General features: G+C 72.1%; 23 protein-coding genes and 2 tRNA genes. 18 read left to right on the top strand and 7 right to left on the bottom strand.

Annotation, left to right across the window (positions count from 1 at the left end; all coding sequences use genetic code 11):
- Nucleotides 1-170: 170 nt before the first annotated feature.
- From rnz to ACFQMF_RS14275, 3 genes are all read left to right on the top strand, one after another.
- A complete protein-coding gene (gene rnz / locus ACFQMF_RS14285) occupies nt 171-1103 on the top strand; it encodes a ribonuclease Z (protein WP_256409961.1) in 933 nt (310 codons plus the stop codon).
- 72 nt (nt 1104-1175) lie between these two features.
- Nucleotides 1176-1595, top strand: a complete 420-nt coding sequence (locus tag ACFQMF_RS14280) for an HIT family protein (protein WP_256409962.1) — start codon at nt 1176-1178, stop codon at nt 1593-1595.
- 50 nt (nt 1596-1645) lie between these two features.
- The gene (locus ACFQMF_RS14275) at nt 1646-2470 is read left to right on the top strand and encodes a P-loop NTPase family protein (protein WP_256409963.1); all 825 of its coding nucleotides are present in this window, start codon (nt 1646-1648) and stop codon (nt 2468-2470) included.
- Nucleotides 2471-2511: 41 nt separating this feature from the next.
- Here ACFQMF_RS14275 and ACFQMF_RS14270 read toward each other — a convergent pair whose 3' ends face one another.
- Complete coding sequence (locus ACFQMF_RS14270; RefSeq protein ID WP_256409964.1) at nt 2512-3036, bottom strand: DUF7858 family protein; 525 nt, start codon at nt 3034-3036, stop codon at nt 2512-2514.
- A 163-nt stretch (nt 3037-3199) separates the two neighbouring features.
- Here ACFQMF_RS14270 and ACFQMF_RS14265 point away from each other — a divergent pair, with 163 nt between their 5' ends.
- Nucleotides 3200-4180, top strand: coding sequence for a transcription initiation factor IIB (locus ACFQMF_RS14265; RefSeq protein WP_256409965.1), 981 nt, complete (start codon nt 3200-3202; stop codon nt 4178-4180).
- A gap of 51 nt (nt 4181-4231) precedes the next feature.
- On the opposite strand, the gene ACFQMF_RS14260 is transcribed toward ACFQMF_RS14265, so the two are convergent.
- The gene (locus tag ACFQMF_RS14260) at nt 4232-5221 is read right to left on the bottom strand and encodes an arsenic resistance protein (protein ID WP_256409966.1); all 990 of its coding nucleotides are present in this window, start codon (nt 5219-5221) and stop codon (nt 4232-4234) included.
- 349 nt (nt 5222-5570) lie between these two features.
- The gene (locus tag ACFQMF_RS14255; RefSeq protein ID WP_256409967.1) at nt 5571-6413 is read right to left on the bottom strand and encodes an HFX_2341 family transcriptional regulator domain-containing protein; all 843 of its coding nucleotides are present in this window, start codon (nt 6411-6413) and stop codon (nt 5571-5573) included.
- A gap of 133 nt (nt 6414-6546) precedes the next feature.
- Here ACFQMF_RS14255 and ACFQMF_RS14250 point away from each other — a divergent pair, with 133 nt between their 5' ends.
- Nucleotides 6547-8178: a GTPBP1 family GTP-binding protein gene (locus ACFQMF_RS14250; protein ID WP_256409968.1), complete on the top strand. Its 1632-nt coding sequence runs from the start codon at nt 6547-6549 to the stop codon at nt 8176-8178.
- Between the two features lie 35 nt (nt 8179-8213).
- Here the strand turns inward: ACFQMF_RS14250 and ACFQMF_RS14245 are convergent, their stop codons facing one another.
- Both ACFQMF_RS14245 and ACFQMF_RS14240 read right to left on the bottom strand, forming a co-directional pair.
- Nucleotides 8214-8558 (bottom strand): dihydroneopterin aldolase family protein, encoded by a 345-nt coding sequence (locus ACFQMF_RS14245; RefSeq protein WP_256409969.1) that lies wholly within the window; start codon nt 8556-8558, stop codon nt 8214-8216.
- Nucleotides 8559-8635: 77 nt separating this feature from the next.
- Nucleotides 8636-9439 (bottom strand): PHP domain-containing protein, encoded by an 804-nt coding sequence (locus tag ACFQMF_RS14240; protein WP_256409970.1) that lies wholly within the window; start codon nt 9437-9439, stop codon nt 8636-8638.
- Nucleotides 9440-9544: 105 nt separating this feature from the next.
- On the opposite strand from ACFQMF_RS14240, the gene ACFQMF_RS14235 reads away from it, so the two are divergent.
- From ACFQMF_RS14235 to ACFQMF_RS14185, 11 genes are all read left to right on the top strand, one after another.
- Entirely contained in the window at nt 9545-10876 is a 1332-nt protein-coding gene (locus ACFQMF_RS14235; RefSeq protein ID WP_256409971.1) for an amidohydrolase, read from the top strand.
- Between the two features lie 95 nt (nt 10877-10971).
- The gene (locus ACFQMF_RS14230; protein WP_256409972.1) at nt 10972-11607 is read left to right on the top strand and encodes a LysE family translocator; all 636 of its coding nucleotides are present in this window, start codon (nt 10972-10974) and stop codon (nt 11605-11607) included.
- 292 nt (nt 11608-11899) lie between these two features.
- Nucleotides 11900-13300, top strand: a complete 1401-nt coding sequence (locus ACFQMF_RS14225) for a DNA primase (RefSeq protein ID WP_256409973.1) — start codon at nt 11900-11902, stop codon at nt 13298-13300.
- Nucleotides 13301-13416: 116 nt separating this feature from the next.
- Nucleotides 13417-14706 (top strand): adenosylhomocysteinase, encoded by a 1290-nt coding sequence (locus ACFQMF_RS14220; protein WP_256409974.1) that lies wholly within the window; start codon nt 13417-13419, stop codon nt 14704-14706.
- A gap of 96 nt (nt 14707-14802) precedes the next feature.
- Nucleotides 14803-14952 (top strand): hypothetical protein, encoded by a 150-nt coding sequence (locus ACFQMF_RS14215; protein WP_256409975.1) that lies wholly within the window; start codon nt 14803-14805, stop codon nt 14950-14952.
- A gap of 50 nt (nt 14953-15002) precedes the next feature.
- Nucleotides 15003-15782 carry an endonuclease NucS gene (gene nucS, locus ACFQMF_RS14210; RefSeq protein WP_256409976.1) on the top strand — a complete coding sequence of 260 codons (780 nt, stop codon included), beginning with the start codon at nt 15003-15005 and terminating at the stop codon, nt 15780-15782.
- A 120-nt stretch (nt 15783-15902) separates the two neighbouring features.
- Nucleotides 15903-16433 (top strand): 50S ribosomal protein L16, encoded by a 531-nt coding sequence (locus tag ACFQMF_RS14205; protein ID WP_256409977.1) that lies wholly within the window; start codon nt 15903-15905, stop codon nt 16431-16433.
- Nucleotides 16434-16545: 112 nt separating this feature from the next.
- Nucleotides 16546-18600: a DEAD/DEAH box helicase gene (locus ACFQMF_RS14200; protein WP_256409979.1), complete on the top strand. Its 2055-nt coding sequence runs from the start codon at nt 16546-16548 to the stop codon at nt 18598-18600.
- 89 nt (nt 18601-18689) lie between these two features.
- Nucleotides 18690-18760: transfer RNA gene (locus ACFQMF_RS14195), tRNA-Pro, on the top strand.
- A 129-nt stretch (nt 18761-18889) separates the two neighbouring features.
- Nucleotides 18890-18963 (top strand) — tRNA-Phe (locus ACFQMF_RS14190).
- Nucleotides 18964-19293: 330 nt separating this feature from the next.
- Nucleotides 19294-19824, top strand: a complete 531-nt coding sequence (locus ACFQMF_RS14185) for a DoxX family protein (protein ID WP_256409980.1) — start codon at nt 19294-19296, stop codon at nt 19822-19824.
- Here the strand turns inward: ACFQMF_RS14185 and ACFQMF_RS14180 are convergent.
- Entirely contained in the window at nt 19821-20156 is a 336-nt protein-coding gene (locus ACFQMF_RS14180; RefSeq protein ID WP_256409981.1) for a zinc ribbon domain-containing protein, read from the bottom strand. The genes ACFQMF_RS14185 and ACFQMF_RS14180 overlap by 4 nt on opposite strands.
- 91 nt (nt 20157-20247) lie before the next feature.
- On the opposite strand from ACFQMF_RS14180, the gene ACFQMF_RS14175 reads away from it, so the two are divergent.
- Both ACFQMF_RS14175 and ACFQMF_RS14170 read left to right on the top strand, forming a co-directional pair.
- Entirely contained in the window at nt 20248-20787 is a 540-nt protein-coding gene (locus tag ACFQMF_RS14175; RefSeq protein WP_256409982.1) for a hypothetical protein, read from the top strand.
- A 176-nt stretch (nt 20788-20963) separates the two neighbouring features.
- Nucleotides 20964-21158 carry a cold-shock protein gene (locus ACFQMF_RS14170; protein WP_004048101.1) on the top strand — a complete coding sequence of 65 codons (195 nt, stop codon included), beginning with the start codon at nt 20964-20966 and terminating at the stop codon, nt 21156-21158.
- Nucleotides 21159-21431: 273 nt separating this feature from the next.
- Here the strand turns inward: ACFQMF_RS14170 and ACFQMF_RS14165 are convergent, their stop codons facing one another.
- A complete protein-coding gene (locus ACFQMF_RS14165; RefSeq protein WP_256409983.1) occupies nt 21432-21746 on the bottom strand; it encodes a 2Fe-2S iron-sulfur cluster-binding protein in 315 nt (104 codons plus the stop codon).
- Nucleotides 21747-21821: the final 75 nt, after the last annotated feature.

The following is a 21821-nucleotide window of genomic DNA, read 5'->3' as shown; positions in this document are numbered from 1 at the left end:
TCGGTTCTGGGCCGGCGGACACATGTCGGTGTCGCCGGCGGACCGCGGCGGCCGGGGGTCGCTAGTCGCGGGCGCGCTCCGTCGCCCCGTCGCCGCGGCCGGCCCGTCAGGACCGCCGACTCCCCACCGTCATCGACACCGGTTTACAACCGCCGCACCGACGAACGGGCATGTCCCTTCGCGTCACGTTCCTCGGCACGGGCGGCGCCGTCCCGACCACCGAGCGCGCGCCGAGCGCGCTGTTCGTCAACCGCGAGGGCGATCGCCTCCTCTTCGACTGCGGCGAGGGGACGCAGCGCGGCATGATGCGGCACGGCACCGGGTTCGGGATCGACCGGCTGTTCGTCTCGCACCTCCACGGCGACCACGTCCTCGGGATCCCCGGACTGGTCCAGACGCTCGGCTTCAACGACCGGACCGAGCCCCTGACGGTCCACTGCCCGCCGGGGACCGAGGGCGACCTCCGCGACCTCGTGCACGCGGTCGGCCACGACCCCGCGTTCGAGGTCCGGATCGAGCCCGTCGCCCCGGGCGAGGTCGCGCTCGACGCCGACGGCTACGAGGTCCGCGCGTTCGAGACGGAGCACCGGACGGTCTCGCAGGGGTACGTCCTCGACGAGGACGACCGGCCCGGGCGGTTCGACCGCCCGAAGGCGGAGGAGCTCGGCGTCCCCGTCGGCCCGAAGTTCGGCCGGCTCCACGAGGGCGAGCCGGTCGAGGCCGAGGACGGGACGGTCGTCGAGCCGGACCAGGTCGTCGGCCCGCCGCGGCCCGGGCGGACGCTCGTCTACACCGCCGACACGCGCCCCCGAGAGCGGACCGTCGAGGTCGCCGAGGCGGCCGACCTGCTCGTCCACGACGCGACCTTCGCCGACGACATGGCCGACCGCGCCCGCGACACGGCCCACTCGACCGGCCGCGAGGCCGGGGAGGTCGCCGCGCGGGCGAACGCGAAGCGGCTGGCCTTGGTGCACGTCTCCTCGCGGTACGCGGCCGACGCCTCGCCGATCCGCCGGGAGGCGCGGGAGGCGTTCGGCGGCGAGGTGCTGCTCCCGGACGACGGCGACCGCGTCGACGTGCCGTTCCCCGACGCGGACGGGTAGGGCGAGGCGGGGCTCGGACCGACCGCTCCCCTCCGGGAAACCTTGATGCGTCGCGCCGCCGATCCCTCGCGTATGTCCGACGACTGTATCTTCTGTTCGATCGTCGCCGGGGACATCCCGGCGCGGACCGTCCACGAGACCGACGACGTGCTGGCGTTCCTCGACGCCAACCCGCTCGCGCGCGGCCACACCCTCGTCATCCCGAAGTCGCACGCGCAGCACCTCGGCGACCTCGACGAGGACCTCGCGAGCGACCTGTTCGCGGCCGTGGCGGAGCTCACCCCCCGTATCCGGTCGACCGTCGGCGCCGACGGCGCCAACGTCGGGATCAACGACGGCGAAGCGGCCGGCCAGGAGGTCCCGCACGTCCACGTCCACGTCATTCCGCGGTTCGAGGGCGACGGCGGCGCCCCCCTCCACGCGGTCGGCGGCGAGCAGCCCGACCTCACCGACGACGAGCTGGACGCGGTGGCCGAGGCGATCGCGGAGTAGGCGGGCGGCGTGCAACAGCGTTAACAGCGGACCGCCGAGTAGCCGAGCGCATGCAGGCGAGGACCCTCGCGCTCGTCGGGGCGACCGGCGGCGCGGGAACGACGCGAACCGCGGTCGAACTGGCGGCGCTCGGCGCGCGCGACGGCCGCGACGTGGCCGTGGTCGACGCAGCGTTCACGACGCAGGGGCTCTCCGAGTACGTCTCGGGGCGGATCGGCACCGACCTCACGGCGCTGCTCACCGACGAGACCGACGCGTCGCTGTCGGCGGCGACGTACCCGATCGATGTCGGCGGCGGCGCCGGAGGCGATCGGGGGGACGAGAGCGGGAGCGGCGACGGAAGCGCTCCCGAGGACGCGACCGGGCTCCCGGGGCGCGCCGACGCGGTGCCGGCCCGGGCGCCGTTCGAGCGCGTGGCGCGCGCCGAGACGGCAGAGGCCGGGCGGAAGCTGGAGCGGCGGATCGACGAGGCGGCGACCGCCTACGACGCCGTCGTCGTCGACACCGCCCCCGTCGGGTCGAACGCGGCGGTCGCGGCGGTCGCGGCGGCCGACCGCGTCGAGGCGGTGACGCCCGCGACGGCGCACGGGCGGGACGCGCTCCAGCGGCTCCGCGGCCGCGTGGCCGACGTCGGCGGGAGCGTCGACGGGACGGTCGCGGTGGCCCGCGCGGGGGAGAACGACGCCGAGCGCGACGGCGGCGGCGCCGACAGTCGGCTCCCCGCGGTCGACCCCGGGGTCGGCGACGCCCCCGCGGCGGCGAGCGGGACCGGGGCGTACGTCGAGGCGCTGGCGGGGACGTACGAGCGCGCCTTCGACGCGGCGCTCGGGATCGAGTTCGAGGAGTCGGGGCTAGTCGATCGGATCCGCTCTTGAGGGGCAAGACGGGGTCGGAGAGGGAACGATCGGGTCGCGACTCAGCGCAGTCCGTCGGGCGAGCCCAGCGCGCCGCCGGGGGTGTCGCCGTCGCCGCGGAGCCCGTCGCCGAGCGGGGCCGCGCCCGCGACGTGGGCGTCGACGGCGTCGGCGACCGCGGGGACCGGGTCGTGGGTCTCGACGTACGTCGCCAGCGCGAAGTCCGCCTCGTCGCCCCCGGCGAGCGCGACCGCCTCGCTCCGGGCGGTCCGGCCGTCGAGCCAGTCGCGGACGACGCTCCGGCGGCTCGGGGCGAGCGGGCAGACCCCCTCGACGCCGCAGCGGTGGAGCGCCTTCGCGCCCGTCATCGGCGTCACGCCGGCCTCGCGGGCGGCGTCGCCGACGCTCCGCCCGGCCGTGTACGCGTCGACCAGCGTCGCGGTCGCGGCCGGGGTACACGGCAGGTCGTCGGCGTGGTCCGCGAGGCGGTCGACGAGCGGCGTCTCCGTGTCGTCGGCGACGGCGACGCCGCGCTCGCGCTGGCTCGCGGTCACCTCCAGCCCGTCCGCGATCTCCGACAGCGTCATGCGAACGCATGGCTCGCTCATCGGGTTAAAACCACGGTACCCCAGCGCGACGAGAGCCGAAATCACCGACCGGTTACCGGTCGGTTTGGACGCCGCGATCCGGGCGGTCGCCGCCGAATTCTCCCGGGTTTAAGTAAGGGATCGGGCCCGAGTTCGACGTGTGATGAGCCGAGCACGCTCGACCCGCGCCCGTTCGCACCGCACCGAGACGACCGACCGCGCCGAGGAGGCGACCGCGACCGCAGACGAGGAGTCGACGAGCGCTGCGACCGCCGAGGAGGCGACGACGGCCGTCGACGAGTGCCCGGAGTGCGGCGGCCGGACGCGGGTCGATTCGGCCGAGCGCGTCTGCGACGACTGCGGGCTCGTCGTCGAGGCCGACCGGATCGACCACGGCCCGGAGTGGCGCTCGTTCGACGACGACGACTCCGATCCCAAGCGCACCGGCGCCCCGCTGACGCGCTCCCGGCACGACCGCGGGCTCTCGACGGAGATCGGTCGGTCGACCCGCGTGAAGGGGCGCAAGCGCCGGCGGCTGGCCCGGATGCGGACCCAGCACAACCGCGCGCAGATCTCGACCAAGCGCGACCGCAACAAGGTGTACGCGTACACCGAGATCCGGCGGCTGACGGGCGTGCTGGAACTCCCCGACAGCGTCCGGGACACGGCCTGCGCGCTGTTCGACTCCGCGCAGGGGGAGAGCCTGCTGCGCGGCCGCTCGCTGGAGGGGTTCGCGGTCGCCTGCGTCTACGTCGCCTGCCGCACCGCGGACGTGGCCCGAACCGTCGGCGAGGTCTGCGCCGAGGCGAAGGCGACCGAGGACGAGCACCGGGCCGCGTTCGACGCGATGAACCGCGAGCTCGGGCTCCCGATCGGACCGACCGGCCCGGCGGAGTACCTCCCGCGGTTCGCGAGCGACCTCGGCTGCGCGGCCGAGGTGGAGCGCCGCGCCGGCGAGCTCGCGGAGCGCGCCGTGAGCGAGGGGATCGCGAACGGCCGCAACCCGGTCGGCGTCGCCGCCGCCTGCCTGTACACGGCGGCGCGCGAGCTCGGGACCGACTGCACGCAGCAGGAGGCGGCCGACGTCGCCGACGTGACGCCCGTGACGGTGCGGCGGACGTACGTGGACCTGACCGGGGAGTGAAGCGGGAGCGCGGGGCGGACGGGTGGGGCGGCCCGCCGCGCGGTAGCGTCGCTATCGACCGTTCGAGGACGCATCGAGGCGAGCCGTCCACCGCTCCCGCACCGCGAGGTGCGCCTGCGCGATGACCCCGAGGAGCGGGAGCTCCAGCAGCGGCCCGATGACGAGCGCGAGCGGGATCAGCGGATCGTTCGGGAAGGCGACGACCGCGATGGCGAGCGCGGTCGGGGAGTTCCGCGAGAGGATGGTGTTGTTGAAACAGACCATCTCGGCGTACGAGAAGGAGAGCAGGCGGCCGGCGAGAAGCCCGACGACGAGGTTGACCGCGTAGAACAGCGCGACCGGAATCGCCATCAGCGCCAGCAGCCGCGGGTTCTCGACGATCGCGTCCCCCTGCGACGCGAACATCGCCCCGATGGCCAGTGCGAGGAAGCCGATCTGTATCGGACTCAGGCGGGGCAGGAACCGCTCGCGAAACCACGCCGTCCCCTTCGTTCGGGTGAGGGCCCACCGGGCGGCGGCGCCGACCGAGAGCGGGCCGACGAGGACGAGGAGGACGCTCTCGGCCAGCAGCGCGAGCGGCAGGTCGACGAGCGTCCCCGCGAACGCGTAGAGGTACACCGGGAGCAACACGAGCTGGAGGACGAGGTTGTACGGCAGCACGGAGGCCGCGAGCGGCACGTCGCCGTCGGCGACGTCGGTGAACACGAGGTACCAGTCCGTACACGGCGTCACCAGGAGCATGACGAGCCCGATCCAGAGCGCGGGCTGGGTACGGAGGAAGAGGGCGCCGAGCCCGACCGCGAGCAGGGGGCTCCAGACGAAGTTGACCAGCAGGCTCGACCCGACCACGCGGCGGTTGCCGAACGCCTCCCGCAGGCGGGAGAGCGGAATCCCGACGAACGCGGCGAACAGCATGACCATCAGGAACGGGACGATGAGCCGGTCCGCGACGGGAGCGACCCCGTCGACCTGCCCGGCGGCGAGGCCGAGCGCGACGGCCGCGAAGACGAGCGCCGACTGGTACTTCTCGACGAGGTCCATCGTCCCGATGCATCGCCCGAGCCGTGCTAAGGCTGTGGGTCGGCCTCGGAGAGAAGGGAGAGGCGACGGCGGGGCCGTCGCTTCGTGACGACCCGTCCGGCGGACGGGGCGGCGTCAGCGGGGAGTCACCGCCGGCCGGGAGACGGCGACGGCCGGTCGCCGCGACCGGCCGACGGCGACCGACAGCGGACAGGCGGTGTGGAGGGCAGGGAGGGCGCCCCGACCGCCCGGCGGGCGCCACGCATCTAGGTCGAAGAGCGAGAGGTGATTCTACGTTAGCCGTTAACAGTACGGATAAACCGAACAGCACGTTCGAATCGGACAGGTTGCGCCATGCGTGTCGACTAGGTTACCCGCCGAGCTTGTGCTGGAACGCGAAGAAGACGCGGCGGCCGGTGTCGGTGAGCCGGACCGTGTCCGAGCGCCCGACGTCCTCCAGCTCGACGTAGCCGCGGTCGCGCAGCGGCGCGAGCACGTGCGTCTCCAGCGCGCGGTACTTCGCGGTCCGGCTCTCGCCGGCCTCGCGGAGGAACGACAGGCCGCGCTCGCGGGCCCACTCGATCAGGTTCCACTTGTCCGTCGTCAGGTGGTCGTCGTCGCGCTCGTGGAGCCACCCGAGGATCGCGACCTGATCGGTCGTCGGGGCGTCCATGGGGTAGAGCGGGAGGTCGACCGTCGCCGCGACGCCCGCCGTGAGCGGCTCCTCGCGCACGTCGTGACGGTGGGTTTCGGGCTCGACGCTGTAGGGGCGCGCGCCGACGATCATACAGGCGATGGCGACGCCGACCGCAGCGACCCGCGGCCCGGTCGAGACGTTGGCGAACAGCCGGTCGCCGTCGGGCTCGCCGGCCCCGTGCCTCGCGGCGATCGTGGTCGTGACGCCGAGCACGTCGTACACGTCCGCGAGCGCGACCGGAACCGCTCGCACCGAGGCGAACTCGGCGGCCTCCGCCCACGCGTCCCGCTGGTAGTCGGTGAGCCCGTCGACGTCGACCCGGCCGCCGTCCGGGCCCGCGGCCGCCGCCTCGAAGTCGACGGTACCGCGGGCGGCGTCGCGGTCGGGCGCGTCGGCCAGCAGGTAGACGACGTCGGCGCCGTGGTCGCGGAGGGGCTCGACGATGCGGTCGCGCTCGTGGCCGAGCGGCGCGACGTGAACGCGGCGTTCGGAGACGCGGGGGACCGTCGTGTCCATATCACCGTTGTCCGCGGCGGTCGATTAAAACGTGCGCCGCTCGGGAGCGCTCCCGGGCGGTCGGTACCGATCGCGTGACGTGGGGACTCACGGCACGAAAACCGTTAAGCCCGGCTGTCGCCTACGAGGACGCATGAGCGCTGACCGGTCCGCCCTCCGGCGGGCCATCGAGCGCGGCGAGCGCGACGGGGGCGCGATCGAGTTCAAGGAGCGACTGACACGCGAGGTCCACCTGGCGGAGGGGCGGATGGAGTCGCTCGTGGCGCAGCTCCGGCACCGCGTGCTCTCCGGCGACGGCGAGGCGACGTACGTCCTCGGCGTCACCGACGACGGCGGTCTGGCCGGGATCGCCCCCGACGCCTTCTCCGAGACGATGGACGTCCTCTCGCTGCTGGCCGACGAGGCCGACGCTCACATCGCCGACGTGGAGACCTGGAGCGCCGGCGTCGGCGACGACGCGACCGACGCCGGGCTCGTCGGGCTCGCCACCCTGCGCGACGGCGGGATGTTCGAGACGGACGACGACCACCTCGTGGTCGGGACGGCGGGCCACGTCGACCACGGGAAGTCGACGCTCGTCGGCACGCTCGTCACCGGCCGGGCCGACGACGGGCAGGGCGGCACCCGGGGCTTCCTCGACGTCCAGCCCCACGAGGTCGAGCGGGGGCTCTCCGCCGACCTCTCGTACGCCGTCTACGGCTTCGAGGAGGGAGGCGACGAGCCGGTCCGGATGGACAACCCGCACCGCAAGTCCGACCGCGCGCGGATCGTCGAGGAGGCCGACCGGCTGGTCTCGTTCGTCGACACGGTCGGCCACGAGCCCTGGCTCCGGACGACGATCCGGGGGCTCGTCGGCCAGAAGCTCGACTACGGGCTCCTCGTCGTCGCCGCCGACGACGGGCCGACGAAGACGACGCGCGAGCACCTCGGCATCCTGCTGGCGACCGAGCTGCCAACGGTCGTCGCGATCACGAAGGCGGACGCCGTGAGCGACGAGCGGCTGGCCGCGGTCGAGCGGGAGACCGAGTCGATGCTGCGCGACGCCGGGCAGACCCCGCTGCTCGTCGACCGCCATGGGATCGACGCGGCGGTCGCGGAGGTCGGCGACGGCGTCGTCCCGCTCCTCCGGACCAGCGCGGTGACGAAGGAGGGGCTCGGGACGCTCGACCGGCTGTTCGAGACGCTCCCCAAGCGCGCGACCCCGGAGCGCGAGGAGTTCCGGCTGTACGTCGACCGGAGCTACAAGGTGACCGGCGTCGGCGCGGTCGCGTCCGGCACGGTCAACTCCGGCACCGTGGAGGCCGGCGACGAGCTCCTGCTCGGCCCGATGGCCGACGACTCCTTCCGCGAGGTGGAGGCCCGGTCGATCGAGATGCACTACCACCGGGTCGACAAGGCGACCGCCGGCCGGATCGTCGGGATCGCGCTGAAGGGCGTCGACGAGGAGGAGATCGAGCGCGGGATGGCCCTCGTGCCCCGCGAGAGCGACCCGGAACCGGTCCGCGAGTTCGAGGCCGAGGTGATGGTGCTGAACCACCCGACCAGGATCCAGGAGGGGTACGAGCCGGTCGTCCACGTGGAGACCGTCTCCGAGGCGGCCGTCTTCGCGCCCGAGGGCGGGCGGCTCCTCCCCGGCGACACCGGACGGACGCGGATCCGGTTCAAGTTCCGGCCGTACCTGATCGAGGAGGGCCAGCGGTTCGTCTTCCGCGAGGGGTCGAGCAAGGGCGTCGGGACGATCCGGGACGTCGACCCGGCGGAGTGAGTCGGTCGGCGAGGAGCGGGTGACGACCGGGCGGTTCAGTCGTCGGCCACGGAGACGACCTCCATCAGCGGGTAGCCGTCGCGCATCGCCATCCGGGTGCGGACGGCGACGCCCTCGCGTTCGATCCGCATCTCGACGTCCATCAGCGAGCCGGTGAGCTCGGTGTAGCCGTTCTCGTGGTCGATCGCGTCGGCGACGCGGTCGTCGCGGATCTCGACGGTCACCGACTCGCAGAACGGCTGGTTCTCGATCGACTCGGCCATCGCGGCCTCCAGGCTCCGCGCGCTCGACGGGCTGACGGGCGTCCCGGCGAACTGGTGATACAGGGAGCCGAACTTGATCCCGGCCTCGAAACACGCCTCCTGGGCGTCGGTTGCCATGCGCGCACTCGGGCGGGAGCGACCTAAGGGGCTTCGGAGGGGGCCGACGCTACCGGCGGCGCGAGGGGAGGACCGAGCTACTCGGCGGCGCGGGGAGATCCCCCGAGGAGCGCCTCGGCGGGGAGCGGCTCGATCCCCGTCTCGTCGAGGTACCGCTCCAGCCGCGGGACCCGGTCGGCGAAGTCCTCGGGGTCGTGCGAGTCGGTGCCGACGACGAACCGGACGCCGCGGTCGCGGAAGGCGTCGACGAGCGGGTCGGTCGGGTGGAACAGGTCGAACTCGCCGCGGTCGCCGGCGCGGCCGGCGTTGACCTCCGGGACGGTTCGGGAATCCGCGCAGGCGGCCGCGACCCGCTCCCGGTGGGCGGCGGTCGTGAGCCCGCGGAGCGCCGGGTGGTTCTCGACGAGGTCGGCGTGCGCGAGCACGTCGAACAGCTCCGACTCGACGAGCGAGACGACCGCGTCGTAGTAGTCGTCGACGAACGCCCGGCGCTCGGCGTCGCTCGCGTCGTCGAACGACTCGAACGGGAACACCTGCCTGCCGGCGACGTAGTGGACGCTGCCGACCGCGTAGTCGAAGTCGGCGTCGGCGAGGAACGCCGCGATCGCCGGCTCCAGCTCCGGCTCGTAGTCCATCTCCACCGCGTCGTAGAGGGTCAGGTCGGTGCGGTCGGCGGCGATCGCGAGCGCCTCGCGGCGGCGCTCGTACGTGCGGTCGAAGTTGCGGTTCCACAGCAGGCGCTCGTCGCGCCACGCCTCGCTCAGGCTGCAGTGGTCGGCGAACCCGACCGCGTCGAGCCCCGCCGCCTCGGCCGCGTCGACCATGAGCGGGATCCCCGACCCGTCGGAGTAGGACGTGTGCGCGTGGACGTCGACGGTCACTCGTGAACGGAGGGGCCGGAGCGGCCTAAGCCCGTCGCGAGGGGCGGCGGAGGGCCGGGGAGCCGGAACCGAAGCCGTTTGGTTCGGGGGGCGGAATCCCTCCGTATGAACGCGCTACGCGTCGCCGGGGGGCGCGTCCTCCGCCCGGACGGCTCCGTGACCGACGCCGACGTGACGATCGACCGCGACGCGGGGCGGATCCTCGCGGTAGGGGAGGCGACCGCCGACGGCGAAGCGGGGGGACGCGTCGAGGACGTCCCCGACGCCGACGAGACGCTCGACGCCGCGGGGTCGCTCGTGATCCCCGGCCTCGTCAACGCGCACACCCACGTCGCCATGACGCTGCTCCGCGGGTACGCCGACGACAAGCCGCTGGACGCGTGGCTGCGAGAGGACATCTGGCCGGCCGAGGCCGAACTGACGCCCGACGACGTCGAGGCCGGCGCCGCGCTCGGCGCGCTGGAGATGGTCCGATCCGGGACGACCGCGTTCGCGGACATGTACTTCGCGATGGACCGGGTCGCCGACGTCGTCGACCGCGCCGGCCTGCGCGTGCGGCTCGGCCACGGCGTCGTGACGGTCGGGAAAGGGGAGGCCGACGCCCGCGCCGACGTCGAGGAGAGCCTCGCGGTCGCCCGCGAGCTCGACGGCGCCGCCGACGGCCGGATCCGGACCGCCTTCATGCCGCACTCGCTGACGACCGTCGGCGAGGAGCTCCTGCGCGAGGGGGTCGCCGCGGCCCGCGAGGCGGGCGTGCCGGTGCACCTCCACGCGAACGAGACGGTCGACGAGGTCGAGCCGATCGTCGACGAGCGCGGCGAGCGACCGATCGCGTACGCCGCCGACCTCGACGCGCTCGGCCCGGACGACTTCTTCGCGCACGGCGTCCACGTCGACGGCTCCGAGATTGAGCGCCTCGCGGCCGCCGGGACCGCGGTCGTCCACTGCCCGGCCTCGAACATGAAGCTCGCCAGCGGGATGGCGCCGGTCCAGCGCCTCCGCGAGGCGGGGGTCACGGTCGCGCTCGGCACCGACGGGGCGGCCTCGAATAACGACCTGGACGTCTTCGACGAGATGCGTGACGCCGCGATGATCGGGAAGCTCGCCGCGGACGACGCCGCGGCGGTCCCGGCCGAGGCGGTCGTCGAGATGGCGACCGCGGCGGGCGCGGACGCCCTCGGCCTCCCCGGCGGCCGGATCGAGCCGGGCGCGGCCGCGGACCTGGCCGTCGTCGACCTCGACGCCCCGCACCTCACGCCGGTCCACGACCCAGTCTCCCACCTCGCGTACGCGGCGCGCGGGAGCGACGTGCGGCACACGGTCTGTGACGGAGAGGTACTCATGCACGACCGCGAGGTGCTGACGCTCGACGCCGAGCGGGTGCGGGAGCGCGCCGCGAGCGCCGCGAGCGACCTCGTCGAGCGCGTCGACGGCTGAGCGCGAGGCCCCGTGGCGGCGGAATCTCGCCGAGACGAACCGGAGAGTCGAGGCGGACGGACAGAGTTAATCGGTCGCCGACCGACGGGTCGGTCGTGATCGACCTGCCCGTCGTGGTCGCGTTCGTTCCGGCGGTGATGGCGGTCGTCGTCTCGCCGGGCCCGGACTCGATATACACGGTCACGCGGAGCCTCAGCGAGGGGCGCGCGGCCGGCGTCGCCGCGGCGGTCGGGACCGCCACCGGCGTGCTGGTGCACGCGGGCGCCGCGGTCCTCGGGCTGTCCGCGCTGCTCCGGACGACCGCGGAGGCGTACGTCCTCATGAAGTACGTCGGCGCCGCCTACCTAGTTTATCTCGGCGTGCGGCTGCTCGGGGACGACGAGACGTTCGAGATCGACGAGCCGGTGGAGTCCGGGGACGGCTCGCTCGTCGACTCGTACCGGAAGGCGCTCACGATCAACGTCACCAACCCGCAGGTGGCCGTCTTCGTCCTCGCCTTCTTCCCGCAGTTCGTCCCGGCGACCGCGGACGCCGCCCTCCAGCTGTCCGTCCTCGGACTGGTGTACGCGGGGCTCAGCCTCGCGTACCTCGCCGCGGTGGCGCTGTTCGCCGACCGGGTCCGGCACCTGCTGCTGGAGTCGGCGACGGGGCGGCGGGCCGTCCGCTACGCGAGCGGGAGCGTCCTGATCGGGTTCGGGCTGAAGCTCGCTCTCGAGGAGGGTCGGATCTAGCGAGCGGCGAGGGTCGGACTCCGCGGGAGGTGGGACGGTGGGAATCCCGCAGGATGTGAGACGGACGCGAACCCCGCGGGATGTGAGACGGAGGTGACGGCCGTCGCGCGCGAGCCGCGCCCGAGCGCCGATCCGGACCGGACCGCCGCTCGATTCGGGGCGGGATCGGGGGTTCGACCCGCGAAACACCAAATGCGCCGCACAGGCCCGTTAACCCGGATAAAATCCGGATTAAACCGAGTTAAGCGAACTCCCGTTTTATCCGGTAACGGCGGTACGACCCGAGTGGACAATGAGAGGACGCACGACAGCACTCCTACTGGTCGCGGTCGTCGCGCTCGGCGCGATGACCGGCGTCGCCGCCGCCGACGGTCACCTCGAAGTGGCCGTCGACGACGCCGACGGGGAACCGACGGTCACGGTGACCGAGAACGACACCGCGGTCGAGAACGCCACCGTGGTCGTGAGCGCGGTCGACGCGGAGAACGAGTCGTACGCGGGGACGGGCGAGTACGAGACGGACGCGAACGGCACCGTCGAGCTCCCCGCTCCCGAGGAAGACGTGACCGTCGAGGTCACGGCCGCCGCCGACGGTGAGACCGCGTCGACGACGGTCGACCTCGAAGCGCCGGACGGCCTCGAACTCGACGTCGAGGACACCGAGGGCGAGCCGGTCGTCACGGTCACCGAGAACGACACCGCGGTCGAGAACGCCTCGGTGAACGTCACGACCGCCGACGGCCAGGACGTCACCTACGTCGGCGAGGGCGACTACGAGACCGACGAGAACGGCACCGTCGAACTCCCCGCCGCCGAGGAGGACGTGACGGTGAACGTCACGGCGACGGTCGGGAACGACTCCGTCTCGACCGCCGTCGACGTCGAGGCCCCCGAGGGGCTCGAACTCGACGTCGAGGACACCGACGGCGAGCCGGTCGTCACGGTCACCGACGACGACGAGCCCGCGGAGAACGCCTCGGTGAACGTCACGACCGCCGACGGACAGAACGTCACCTACGTCGGCGAGGGCGACTACGAGACCGACGCGGACGGCACCGTCGAGCTCCCCGCCGCCGAGGAGGACGTCACCGTCGACGTGACCGCGGAGTACGAGAACGACTCCGCCTCGACCACGGTCGACCTGACGACCGGCGAGGACGCCGAGGTGCGCAGGCCGTTCGGCCTGCAGGTCCGAGAGTTCATCGCGAACCTGGACGACCGCGAGGGCGGCATCGGCGCCGCGGTCTCGGACTTCGTGACGGAGAACAACCCGGGGAACGCGCCGGACCAGGCGGGCGGCCCGGGCGAGGCGGACGACGAGGACGCGGGCGATGATGATGGAGACGCGGACGACGAGAACGAGAGCGACGCTCCCGGGAACGGGAACGCGCCCGACCACGCCGGCGGCGACGGCGAGCGCGGACCGCCGGACCACGCCGGTGACGACGACGCGGACGACGACGAAGTCGAAGAGGATGAGACCGAGGAAGACGACGTTGACGATGACGATGCGGACGAAGACGAGGCCGAGGAGGACGACGCGGAAGAGAACGAGGCCGATGAAGACGACGCTGACGACGATGAGGCCGAAGACGACGACGCGGACGACGATGACGACGAAGACGACGCGGACGACGCGGACGACGGCGAGCGCGGACCGCCGGACCACGCTGGCGGTCCGGGCGGGAACTGACTGCGCGACCCGACGGCCCGGGGGATCCGGGCGGTGACCGACGGCTGGAACGGCTTTTTTCCCGGATCGAGTCCGGTGTCGGCAGGGTTTAGTGCGCCGTGAGCGAACCGGTGGGTATGAGCGAAGCCGCGTATCCGCCGGTGTCACAGCACCTCTCGGACGTCGAATCGGCCCGAGAGGAGGGGCGCCGGAAGATGGACTGGGCGCTCCAGCACATGCCGATCCTGAACGCCCTCCGCGAGGAGTTCGCCGACGAGCGGCCGCTCGCCGGCGAGACGGTCGCGATGGCGATGCACGTCGAGGCGAAGACGGCGAACCTCGTCGAGCTGCTCGCCGACGGCGGCGCCGAGGTCGCGATCACCGGCTGTAACCCGCTGTCGACCCACGACGACGTGTCTGCCGCGCTCGACGCCCACGAGTCGATCACCTCCTACGCGGTCCGCGGCGTCGACGACGACGCCTACTACGACGCGATGCACGCCTGCGTCGCCCACGAGCCCACCATCACCGTCGACGACGGGATGGACATGGTGAAGCTCGTCCACGAGGAGTACCCCGGCCTGATCGACTCCATCGTCGGCGGCGCCGAGGAGACGACCACCGGCGTCGACCGCCTGCGCGCGATGGACGCCGACGGCGAGCTTCACTACCCCGTCTTCGCCGTGAACGACACGCCGATGAAGCAGCTGTTCGACAACGTCCACGGCACGGGCGAGTCGTCGCTCGCGACCATCGCGATGACGACGAACCTCTCGTGGGCCGGGAAGGACGTCGTCGTCGGCGGCTACGGGCAGTGCGGGAAGGGCGTCGCGAAGAAGGCCTCGGGCCAGAACGCGAACGTCGTCGTCTGCGAGGTCGACCCCCGGAAGGCGCTGGAGGCGCACATGGAGGGGTACGAGGTGCTCCCGATGAAGGAGGCCGCGAAGAAGGGCGACGTGTTCGTCACGACGACCGGCAACCGCGACGTGATCACCCGCGAGCACTTCGAGGAGATGAGCGACGGCGTCCTCCTCGCGAACGCCGGCCACTTCGACGTGGAGGTGAACCTCGACGACCTCGACGACCTCGCGGTCGACCGCTACGAGGTCCGCGACGGCGTCGAGGGGTTCGAGATGGCGGACGGCCGCGTCCTGAACGTCATCGCGGAGGGGCGGCTCGTCAACCTCGCCGCGCCGATCGCCCTCGGCCACCCGGTCGAGGTGATGGACCAGAGCTTCGGCGTCCAGGCGGTCGTCGTCCGCGAGCTCGCCGAGAGCGGCGACGCGTACGACGCCGGCGTCCACGACGTGCCCGACGAGCTCGACCGCGAGGTCGCGGACATCAAGCTCGCGGCCGAGGGCGTCGAGTACGACGAGCTCAGCGACGAGCAGCGCGAGTACATGGACAGCTGGGAGCACGGGACCTAATCGGCGAGTCGTGGCGGGCCGGTCTGACTCGGCGGAACCGATTCCCCGACCGCACCGGTCCGACCCGCTTTTGTGCCGCGCGACCGTACCGACTCCATGAACCTGACCGCGGTGTTACACGCCGGATTCGGCGTCTCGGTGTTGGCCGGAATCATCGTCTCCGACACGACGCTTCGGATCGCCGCCTTCGCGCTCGGGGTCGTCCTCTTCGTCGCCGGTATCGTCGTGTCGCGGCGGGGCGACTGAGGGGGAAAGGCCGCGCGCCCTTTTTGAGTCGCGACCGCCTACGGGGGTTAGTGACAGTCACGAGCGTCCACGACCCGAGCCACCGCGAGGCGCTCTGGGAGCTGGAAGACGCCTTCGAGCGCGGCGACCTCGTCAGCCTGTTCGGGCGCTGCACCGTCGCCTACGAGGGCCGCGCCGCCTCCGACCTCGGCCCCGGCGACCGGCTGCTCGTGTTGAAGCCCGACGGCGCCGCCCTCGTCCACACCGACGAGGGGCGCCAGCCGGTCAACTGGCAGCCGCCGGGGTCGGAGCACCGCGCCGCGGTCCGCGAGGGGCGACTCCGGGTCGTGTCGACGCGGACGAACCCCGCGGAGACGCTGACGGTCCGCTTCTCCGACGTCCACCAGCTCTCCGGAATGGCCGTGACGGGCGGCCGCGACCTCGCGCTCCACGGCAGCGAGGAGGACCTCCGGACTCGAATCCTGGAGCGCCCCGAGCTCGTCGAGCCGGGGTTCGAGCCGAAGGCGACCGAGCGCCCCTCCGGCGCCGGCCCGATGGACGTGTTCGGCGTCGACGCCGACGGCACCCCGGTCGTCGTCGAGCTGAAACGGCGGCGCGTCGGGCCCGACGCCGTCGGCCAGCTCGCCCGGTACGTGCGGGCGCTCCGCGAGGAGTTGGGGGCGACGGAATCGGCGGGGGACGACGGCGACGGCGTCGGCGGCGGCGACGGCGAGACCGAGCCCGCCGTCCGCGGGGTGCTCGTCGCGCCCTCGGTCACGGACCGGGCCGCCGAGCGGCTCGCGGACCGCGGGTTCGACCACGTCGCGCTCGAACCGACGCCCGAGGAGTGAGGCGGGAGCGCGGGAGGGAGCGGCCGAGAGCCGACCCGCCGGCGCCCGAATCGCGGGCGGGCGGCGTCGCGGTATCGAAGGGTTTATCGCCGCAGCACGGGCTACATCGGACAAGTAGCCATGTCTGACAAACCCGCCTCCATGTATCGGACGATCGACAAGCCGTCGTACACCCGCCGCGAGTACATCACGGGCATCCCGGGCTCGAAGATCGCCCAGCACAACATGGGCGACCTCTCCGCGGAGCCGGACGACTACCCCGTCCAGATCAGCCTCCGCGTCGAGGAGGAGCTGCAGGTCCGACACGGCTCGCTGGAGAGCGCGCGCCTCTCGGCGAACCGCCACCTGATCAAGGAGCTCGGCGAGGGCAACTACAAGATGACCCTCCGCAAGTTCCCCCACCAGGTCATCCGGGAGAACAAGCAGGCGACCGGCGCCGGCGCGGACCGCGTCTCCGACGGGATGCGCCAGGCGTTCGGCAAGCCGGTCGGGACGGCCGCCCGCCTGAACGCGGACGACATCGTCTTCACCGCCTACTGCGACGTCGAGCAGGCGCCCGCGGTGAAGGAGGCGTTCCGCCGCGCGTACAACAAGCTCTCGCCGCCGTGCCGGATCACGGTCGACCGCGGCGAGAAGCTCCTCGTCTCGTAGTCGGGCCGCCCCTTTTCGAGGCGTGGTTCTCGCAGCCGTGAGCCGCGCGGCCGCGAGACCGTCGCGCGGCGAGCCGAACTCCTGAAATACCTTCCTCCCGTACCGAACGACAGTGTCACAGCAGTTGGCCGAGGTCGAGACGCTGTTCCTCCACGAGGCGCGGAGCGACTACACCGTGGTCGCGAACCGAGACGGGAAGCGGGTGCTCCGCGGGCGGCTCGAACTCAAGGAGACCTCCGCGGGCCCGCGCCCGGGGAAGTTCCGGGTGATCCGCGACGGCGAGGACCACCCCCGCCAGCCGGACGAGTTCGTCGACCTCGCCCGCGCGGCCGAGCGGATCCGCATCTCGGAGCAGACCTCGCCGGAGAACCGGACGCGGCTGCAGGCGATGCTCGACGGCTACCAGCTGGAGGCGACGGCGGTCCGGACCTGCCGGCGCTGCGCGAACGACGGGCGGTACGGCCCGATCACGAGCGAGAGCGCGGTCGAGCACAACGACGAGCTGATCTGCCGCGACTGCGCCCGCAGGGAGCTGGAGCGGGAGCTCTCGTACAAGGGGGAGTTCACGGGCGCCGCCGAGGAGCGCCTCGAAGAGCTGCTGTACGAGTCCGGCGACCTCGACCGGATCGTCAACCTCCTGCAGGGCGGGCTCGACCCCGACCTCACCAAGTACGACGAGGTCTCCGCCAACGTCGACGACGTGAGCCCCGTCCGGACCGAGGACCTCGACCTGCATCCGGACCTCTCCGCCCACCTCCAGGGGCGCTTCGAGGAGCTACTTCCGGTCCAGAGCCTCTCCGTGCGGAACGGCCTCCTGGAGGGCGACGACCAGCTCGTCGTGAGCGCGACGGCGACGGGGAAGACGCTCGTCGGCGAGCTGACCGGGATCGACCGGGCGCTGAAGGGGGAGGGGAAGCTCCTCTTCCTCGTGCCCCTGGTCGCGCTCGCCAACCAGAAGCACGAGGACTTCGAGGACCGCTACGGCGACCTCCTGAACGTCTCGATCCGGGTCGGCTCCTCGCGGGTGAACGACGACGGCAACCGTTTCGACCCGAACGCCGACGTGATCGTCGGGACCTACGAGGGGATCGACCACGCGCTCCGGACCGGGAAGGACCTCGGCGACGTCGGCACCGTCGTCATCGACGAGGTCCACACCCTGAAGGAGGGCGAGCGGGGCCACCGGCTCGACGGGCTCATCTCGCGGCTGAAGTACTACAGCGAGGATCGGATGGAGACGCACGAGGGGTACGGCGGCACGCAGTTCGTCTACCTCTCCGCGACCGTCGGAAACCCGGAGTGGCTCGCCAAGAAGCTCCGGGCGACCCTCATCGAGTACGAGGAGCGGCCCGTCCCCATCGAGCGCCACGTCACCTTCGCAGACAGTCGGGAAAAGGCCGACATCGCCGACAAGCTCGTGAAGCGGGAGTTCGACACGAAGTCGTCGAAGGGGTACCGCGGCCAGACGATCGTCTTCACGAACTCCCGGCGGCGCTGCCACGAGATCAGCCGAAAACTGAGATACGACTCCGCGCCGTACCACGCCGGCCTCGACTACAAGCGCCGGAAGAAAGTCGAGCGCCAGTTCGGGAACCAGGACCTCTCCGCGGTCGTCACCACCGCGGCGCTCGCGGCCGGCGTCGACTTCCCCGCCTCGCAGGTGATCTTCGACTCGCTGGCGATGGGGATCGAGTGGCTCTCGGTCCAGGAGTTCTCGCAGATGCTCGGCCGCGCCGGGCGGCCCGACTACCACGACCGCGGGCGCGTCTACCTCCTCGTCGAGCCCGACGGCGTCTACCACAACTCCATGGACCGCACCGAGGACGAGGTCGCGTTCACCCTGCTCAAGGGGGAGATGGAGGACGTCGCGACCCACTACGACGAGGCGGCCGCCGTCGAGGAGACGCTGGCGAACGTCGTCGTCGCCGGCAAGAAGGCCAAGCGGCTCAACGACCGGATGATCGGCGAGGTGCCGACGAAGCACGCGGTCGGGAAGCTGCTGGAGTGGGAGTTCATCGACGGCTTCGAGCCGACGCCGCTGGGCCGCGGGGTCACGCGGCACTTCCTCGCGCCCGACGAGGCGTTCTTCGTCCTCGACGCGGTCCGGAAGGGGACGGACCCGTACCAGATCGTCGCCGACCTCGAACTGCGCGACGACGAGGAGTGAGGGGAGGCCGTCGCGGGGGCGGCCGAGTTGGGTTCGGAGCGCCGCCGCAACGAAACGCTTTACCGGCCGATACGGGTACGTATGGACGCGGGACCGTGGGTTAGTGGTATACTCCGGGCCTTGGGTGCCCGTGACCCCGGTTCGAATCCGGGCGGTCCCACTTTCGCGGCGCGAGCAGCAGGTGCCCCGGGTGGCGTTCGAAACGAGGCGGCGAGAGCGGGATCGCTCTCGATCCGCCTGCCGCCTTTCGAAATCCTTTTGTCTCGATTCGGCGTTGGTTCGAGTGCGAGCCGCCTTAGCTCAGACTGGGAGAGCACTCGACTGAAGATCGAGCTGTCCCCCGTTCAAATCGGGGAGGCGGCATATTCTGAATCCGCGAGCGACAGCGAGCGGATGAAGAAACGACACCGAGCCGATTTGAGCACGGAAGTCGCAGCGCGCGAACGGAGAGAGTGCGACCGTCTTCCGGAGTTCAAATCGGGGAGGCGGCATTTTCCTGCGACCAACGGGAGCAGTGAAAATGCTCCTGACCCGATTTGTGCAGACGAGTCGCGAGCCCGAGCGGGGCGAGGGCGAGCGTCTCGGCGAGTTCAAATCGGGGAGGCGGCATATTCCGAATCCGCGAGCGTAGCGAGCGGCGAGAGCTTCGAAGCCGGGCGAATACTCATTAGCCGCCCGTCGTTACCTACGCGAATGAGCGACGAGACGGAGTCCGACGCCGACTCGGCCGGCCCGCTCGCGCGGCGAAAGCGCTCGCTCCGCCGCGTGATGGGCGCGGTCTACGTGGTCGCGGGCGTGAGCCACTTCCTCGCGCCGGAGTCGTTCGCGCGGGCGGTTCCGCCCGAGTTCCCGCGGCCGCGGGCGCTCGTCTACCTCTCGGGGGTCGCCGAGGTGCTCCTCGGACTCGGGATGCAGTTCGACCGCACGCGACGCGCGTCGGCGTGGGGGATCGTGGCGCTGCTGGTCGCCGTCTTTCCGGCGAACGTCTACATGGCGACCGACGACGTCGCGGCCGAGTTCGTTCCCAGCCGATTCGCGGAGGTCGCCCGCGCGGCGGCGTGGGCGCGGCTTCCGCTTCAGGCCATGCTAGTGCTGTGGGCGTGGTGGCATTCGCTTCCGGATCCGGGAGCCGGAGACGGTGTCGACGGCGACGTAGGACCCGGAGCGGAAACGGGGACCAAGACGGCGGCGAGGACCGGGACGGAGACGAGGACGGCGGGCTAGGTGGCGGGACCGAGCGGCGCCGCACAGCGGCGGCAGTAGTCGAAGCCGGACTCGTTGTCCGCCCCGCACTGCGGGCACGTCGCGGTGGGGGCGTCCGGGTCGCCCGAGTCGCTCGGATCGGTCGTCCTCCCGTACTCGTCTTCGGGGCCGGCCGGGGGTCCCGGGTCGTACTCCTCGTCTTCCGGGTACGTCTCCGCCTCCCCGGCGCGGCGGCGCCGGCGGAGGTCGCGTCCCTCGCGGACGATGCCGCGCAGCACGTGGAGTCCGGCCCCCAGCGCGACGAACAGCAGTACCCCCGTGACGGCGAGGTAGATCGAACTGGCGTCGACCATGCGAACCCTACGGACCGGAGGCTTAGGTATTGTGGGGTGATCGCACGGGACGCGGTCGGGGCGCCCGCGGGACCCGCGCGGAGCGACGCTTATGTTCGTCCGCTGCGATCGGCCCGTCGTGTTCAGGTCCCTTCGCGAGAACGGCCCGGCGCTGCTCGTCCCGGCCGCCTGGATCGTCGCCGCCGCGACGGTCCTCGGCGTCGTCTCGACGCGCGCCCTGCTCGTCGCGCACGTCGTCATGAGCGCCCTGCTCGTCGCGTTCGTCGCCGCCTCGTGGCGCGACATGGCGACCGGCGTGCTCCGCGCGTGGAAGGTCGTCATCGTGGCGGGGACGCCCGTGACGCTCGCGGGCGTCGGGGGGTTCCTCGCGCTCGGCGCCCCCGCGATCCCGCCGGATGCCCTGCTCGCGGCCTCGCTGTACGGCTGGGCGCTCCTCCCCGCGGCCGGCTTCGCGTACACCGGGCGGCGCGTCGAGGCGGGCGCACGGATCTACGACGTCGGCGTCGCCTGCTGCGTCGCCGGCGCGGTCGGCGTCGCGCTGGCGCCCTCGGCGACGTGGACCGCGGTCGCGCTCGCGGTCGTCGGCGTCGGCCAGACGGCCGGCATCCTGGACGCCGCGCTCCGGTACTGACGCGCGGGCCCGCGAGCGCGGAACCGACGGAACGGTCGGTGTGAGCCGCCGGGAGCGGGCGGACGGTCACCGATCGACCCGATAACCGCCCACAACGAGAACGATCGGTCGCCGTCCGCCGTGGTAACTGTACACTCGCAATCCTTATCCCCCGACGGGGCGTCCGTTGGGATGCAATGGCGACCGGAAAGGTTGATTTCTTCAACGACACTGGCGGCTACGGATTTATCGAGACTGACGACGCTGACGACGACGTGTTCTTCCACATGGAAGACGTCGAAGGGCCGGACCTCGAAGAGGGCCAGGAGCTCGAGTTCGACATCGAGTCCTCGCCCAAGGGGCCCCGCGCGTCCAACGTCGTTCGGCAGTAAGCCGATCCGATACGGTGGGTCGGTCCGGCTGACGCCGAACGCGACTCTGACACGCGACAACGAGACTTCTGCCCGCCCCCGGACTCACGTCCGACGCGGGTTCTTATCACGACACCGAGCGTCGCTGCCGCCGATCGGTCACGGTCCGCGACGGGCGGTCCGGTCCGTGACGGGCAGTCCGATCCGTGACGGCCGGGCGACGGCGCGACGACGACGACCGACGGGTCCGGACGCGCGTCGGTCGAGAAGAGAAGAGCGGCCGCGACGGCCGGCTCAGATGTGCTGCCCGAAGAGCCCGTCTCCCTTCGTCACCTCGACGTCGCCCTCGACCCTCGTCTGACAGGCGAGGCGGACGTCGTGGCTCGGGTGGTGCGGCGGGAACCAGAGGCGGAGCGTCTCCTTCTTGCTCGGCTCGCTCACCTCGCCGTCGACCTGGACCGCACAGGAGCCGCACGACCCCGCGCCCCGGCAGTTGAGCTGCTTCATCTTGCCGTTGTACACGGAGAGGCCGGCCTCCGCGAGGACGTCGCGTAACACGGCGCCCTCCTCGCACTCGATCTCCTCGCCCCGGTAGGATACGGTTGGCATGTCGGTGAGAGGTACAGGGCCGATCCACAAAGAGGCTGTGTCCGCGGCGCGGGCCGACCGGGGCCGAGCGTGTCG

Origin of the sequence: Halorubrum rutilum (assembly GCF_042665015.1) — an archaeon.
GTDB classification, from domain to species: Archaea; Halobacteriota; Halobacteria; order Halobacteriales; family Haloferacaceae; genus Halorubrum; species Halorubrum rutilum.
This window is presented reverse-complemented; position numbering and strand designations above follow the sequence as displayed.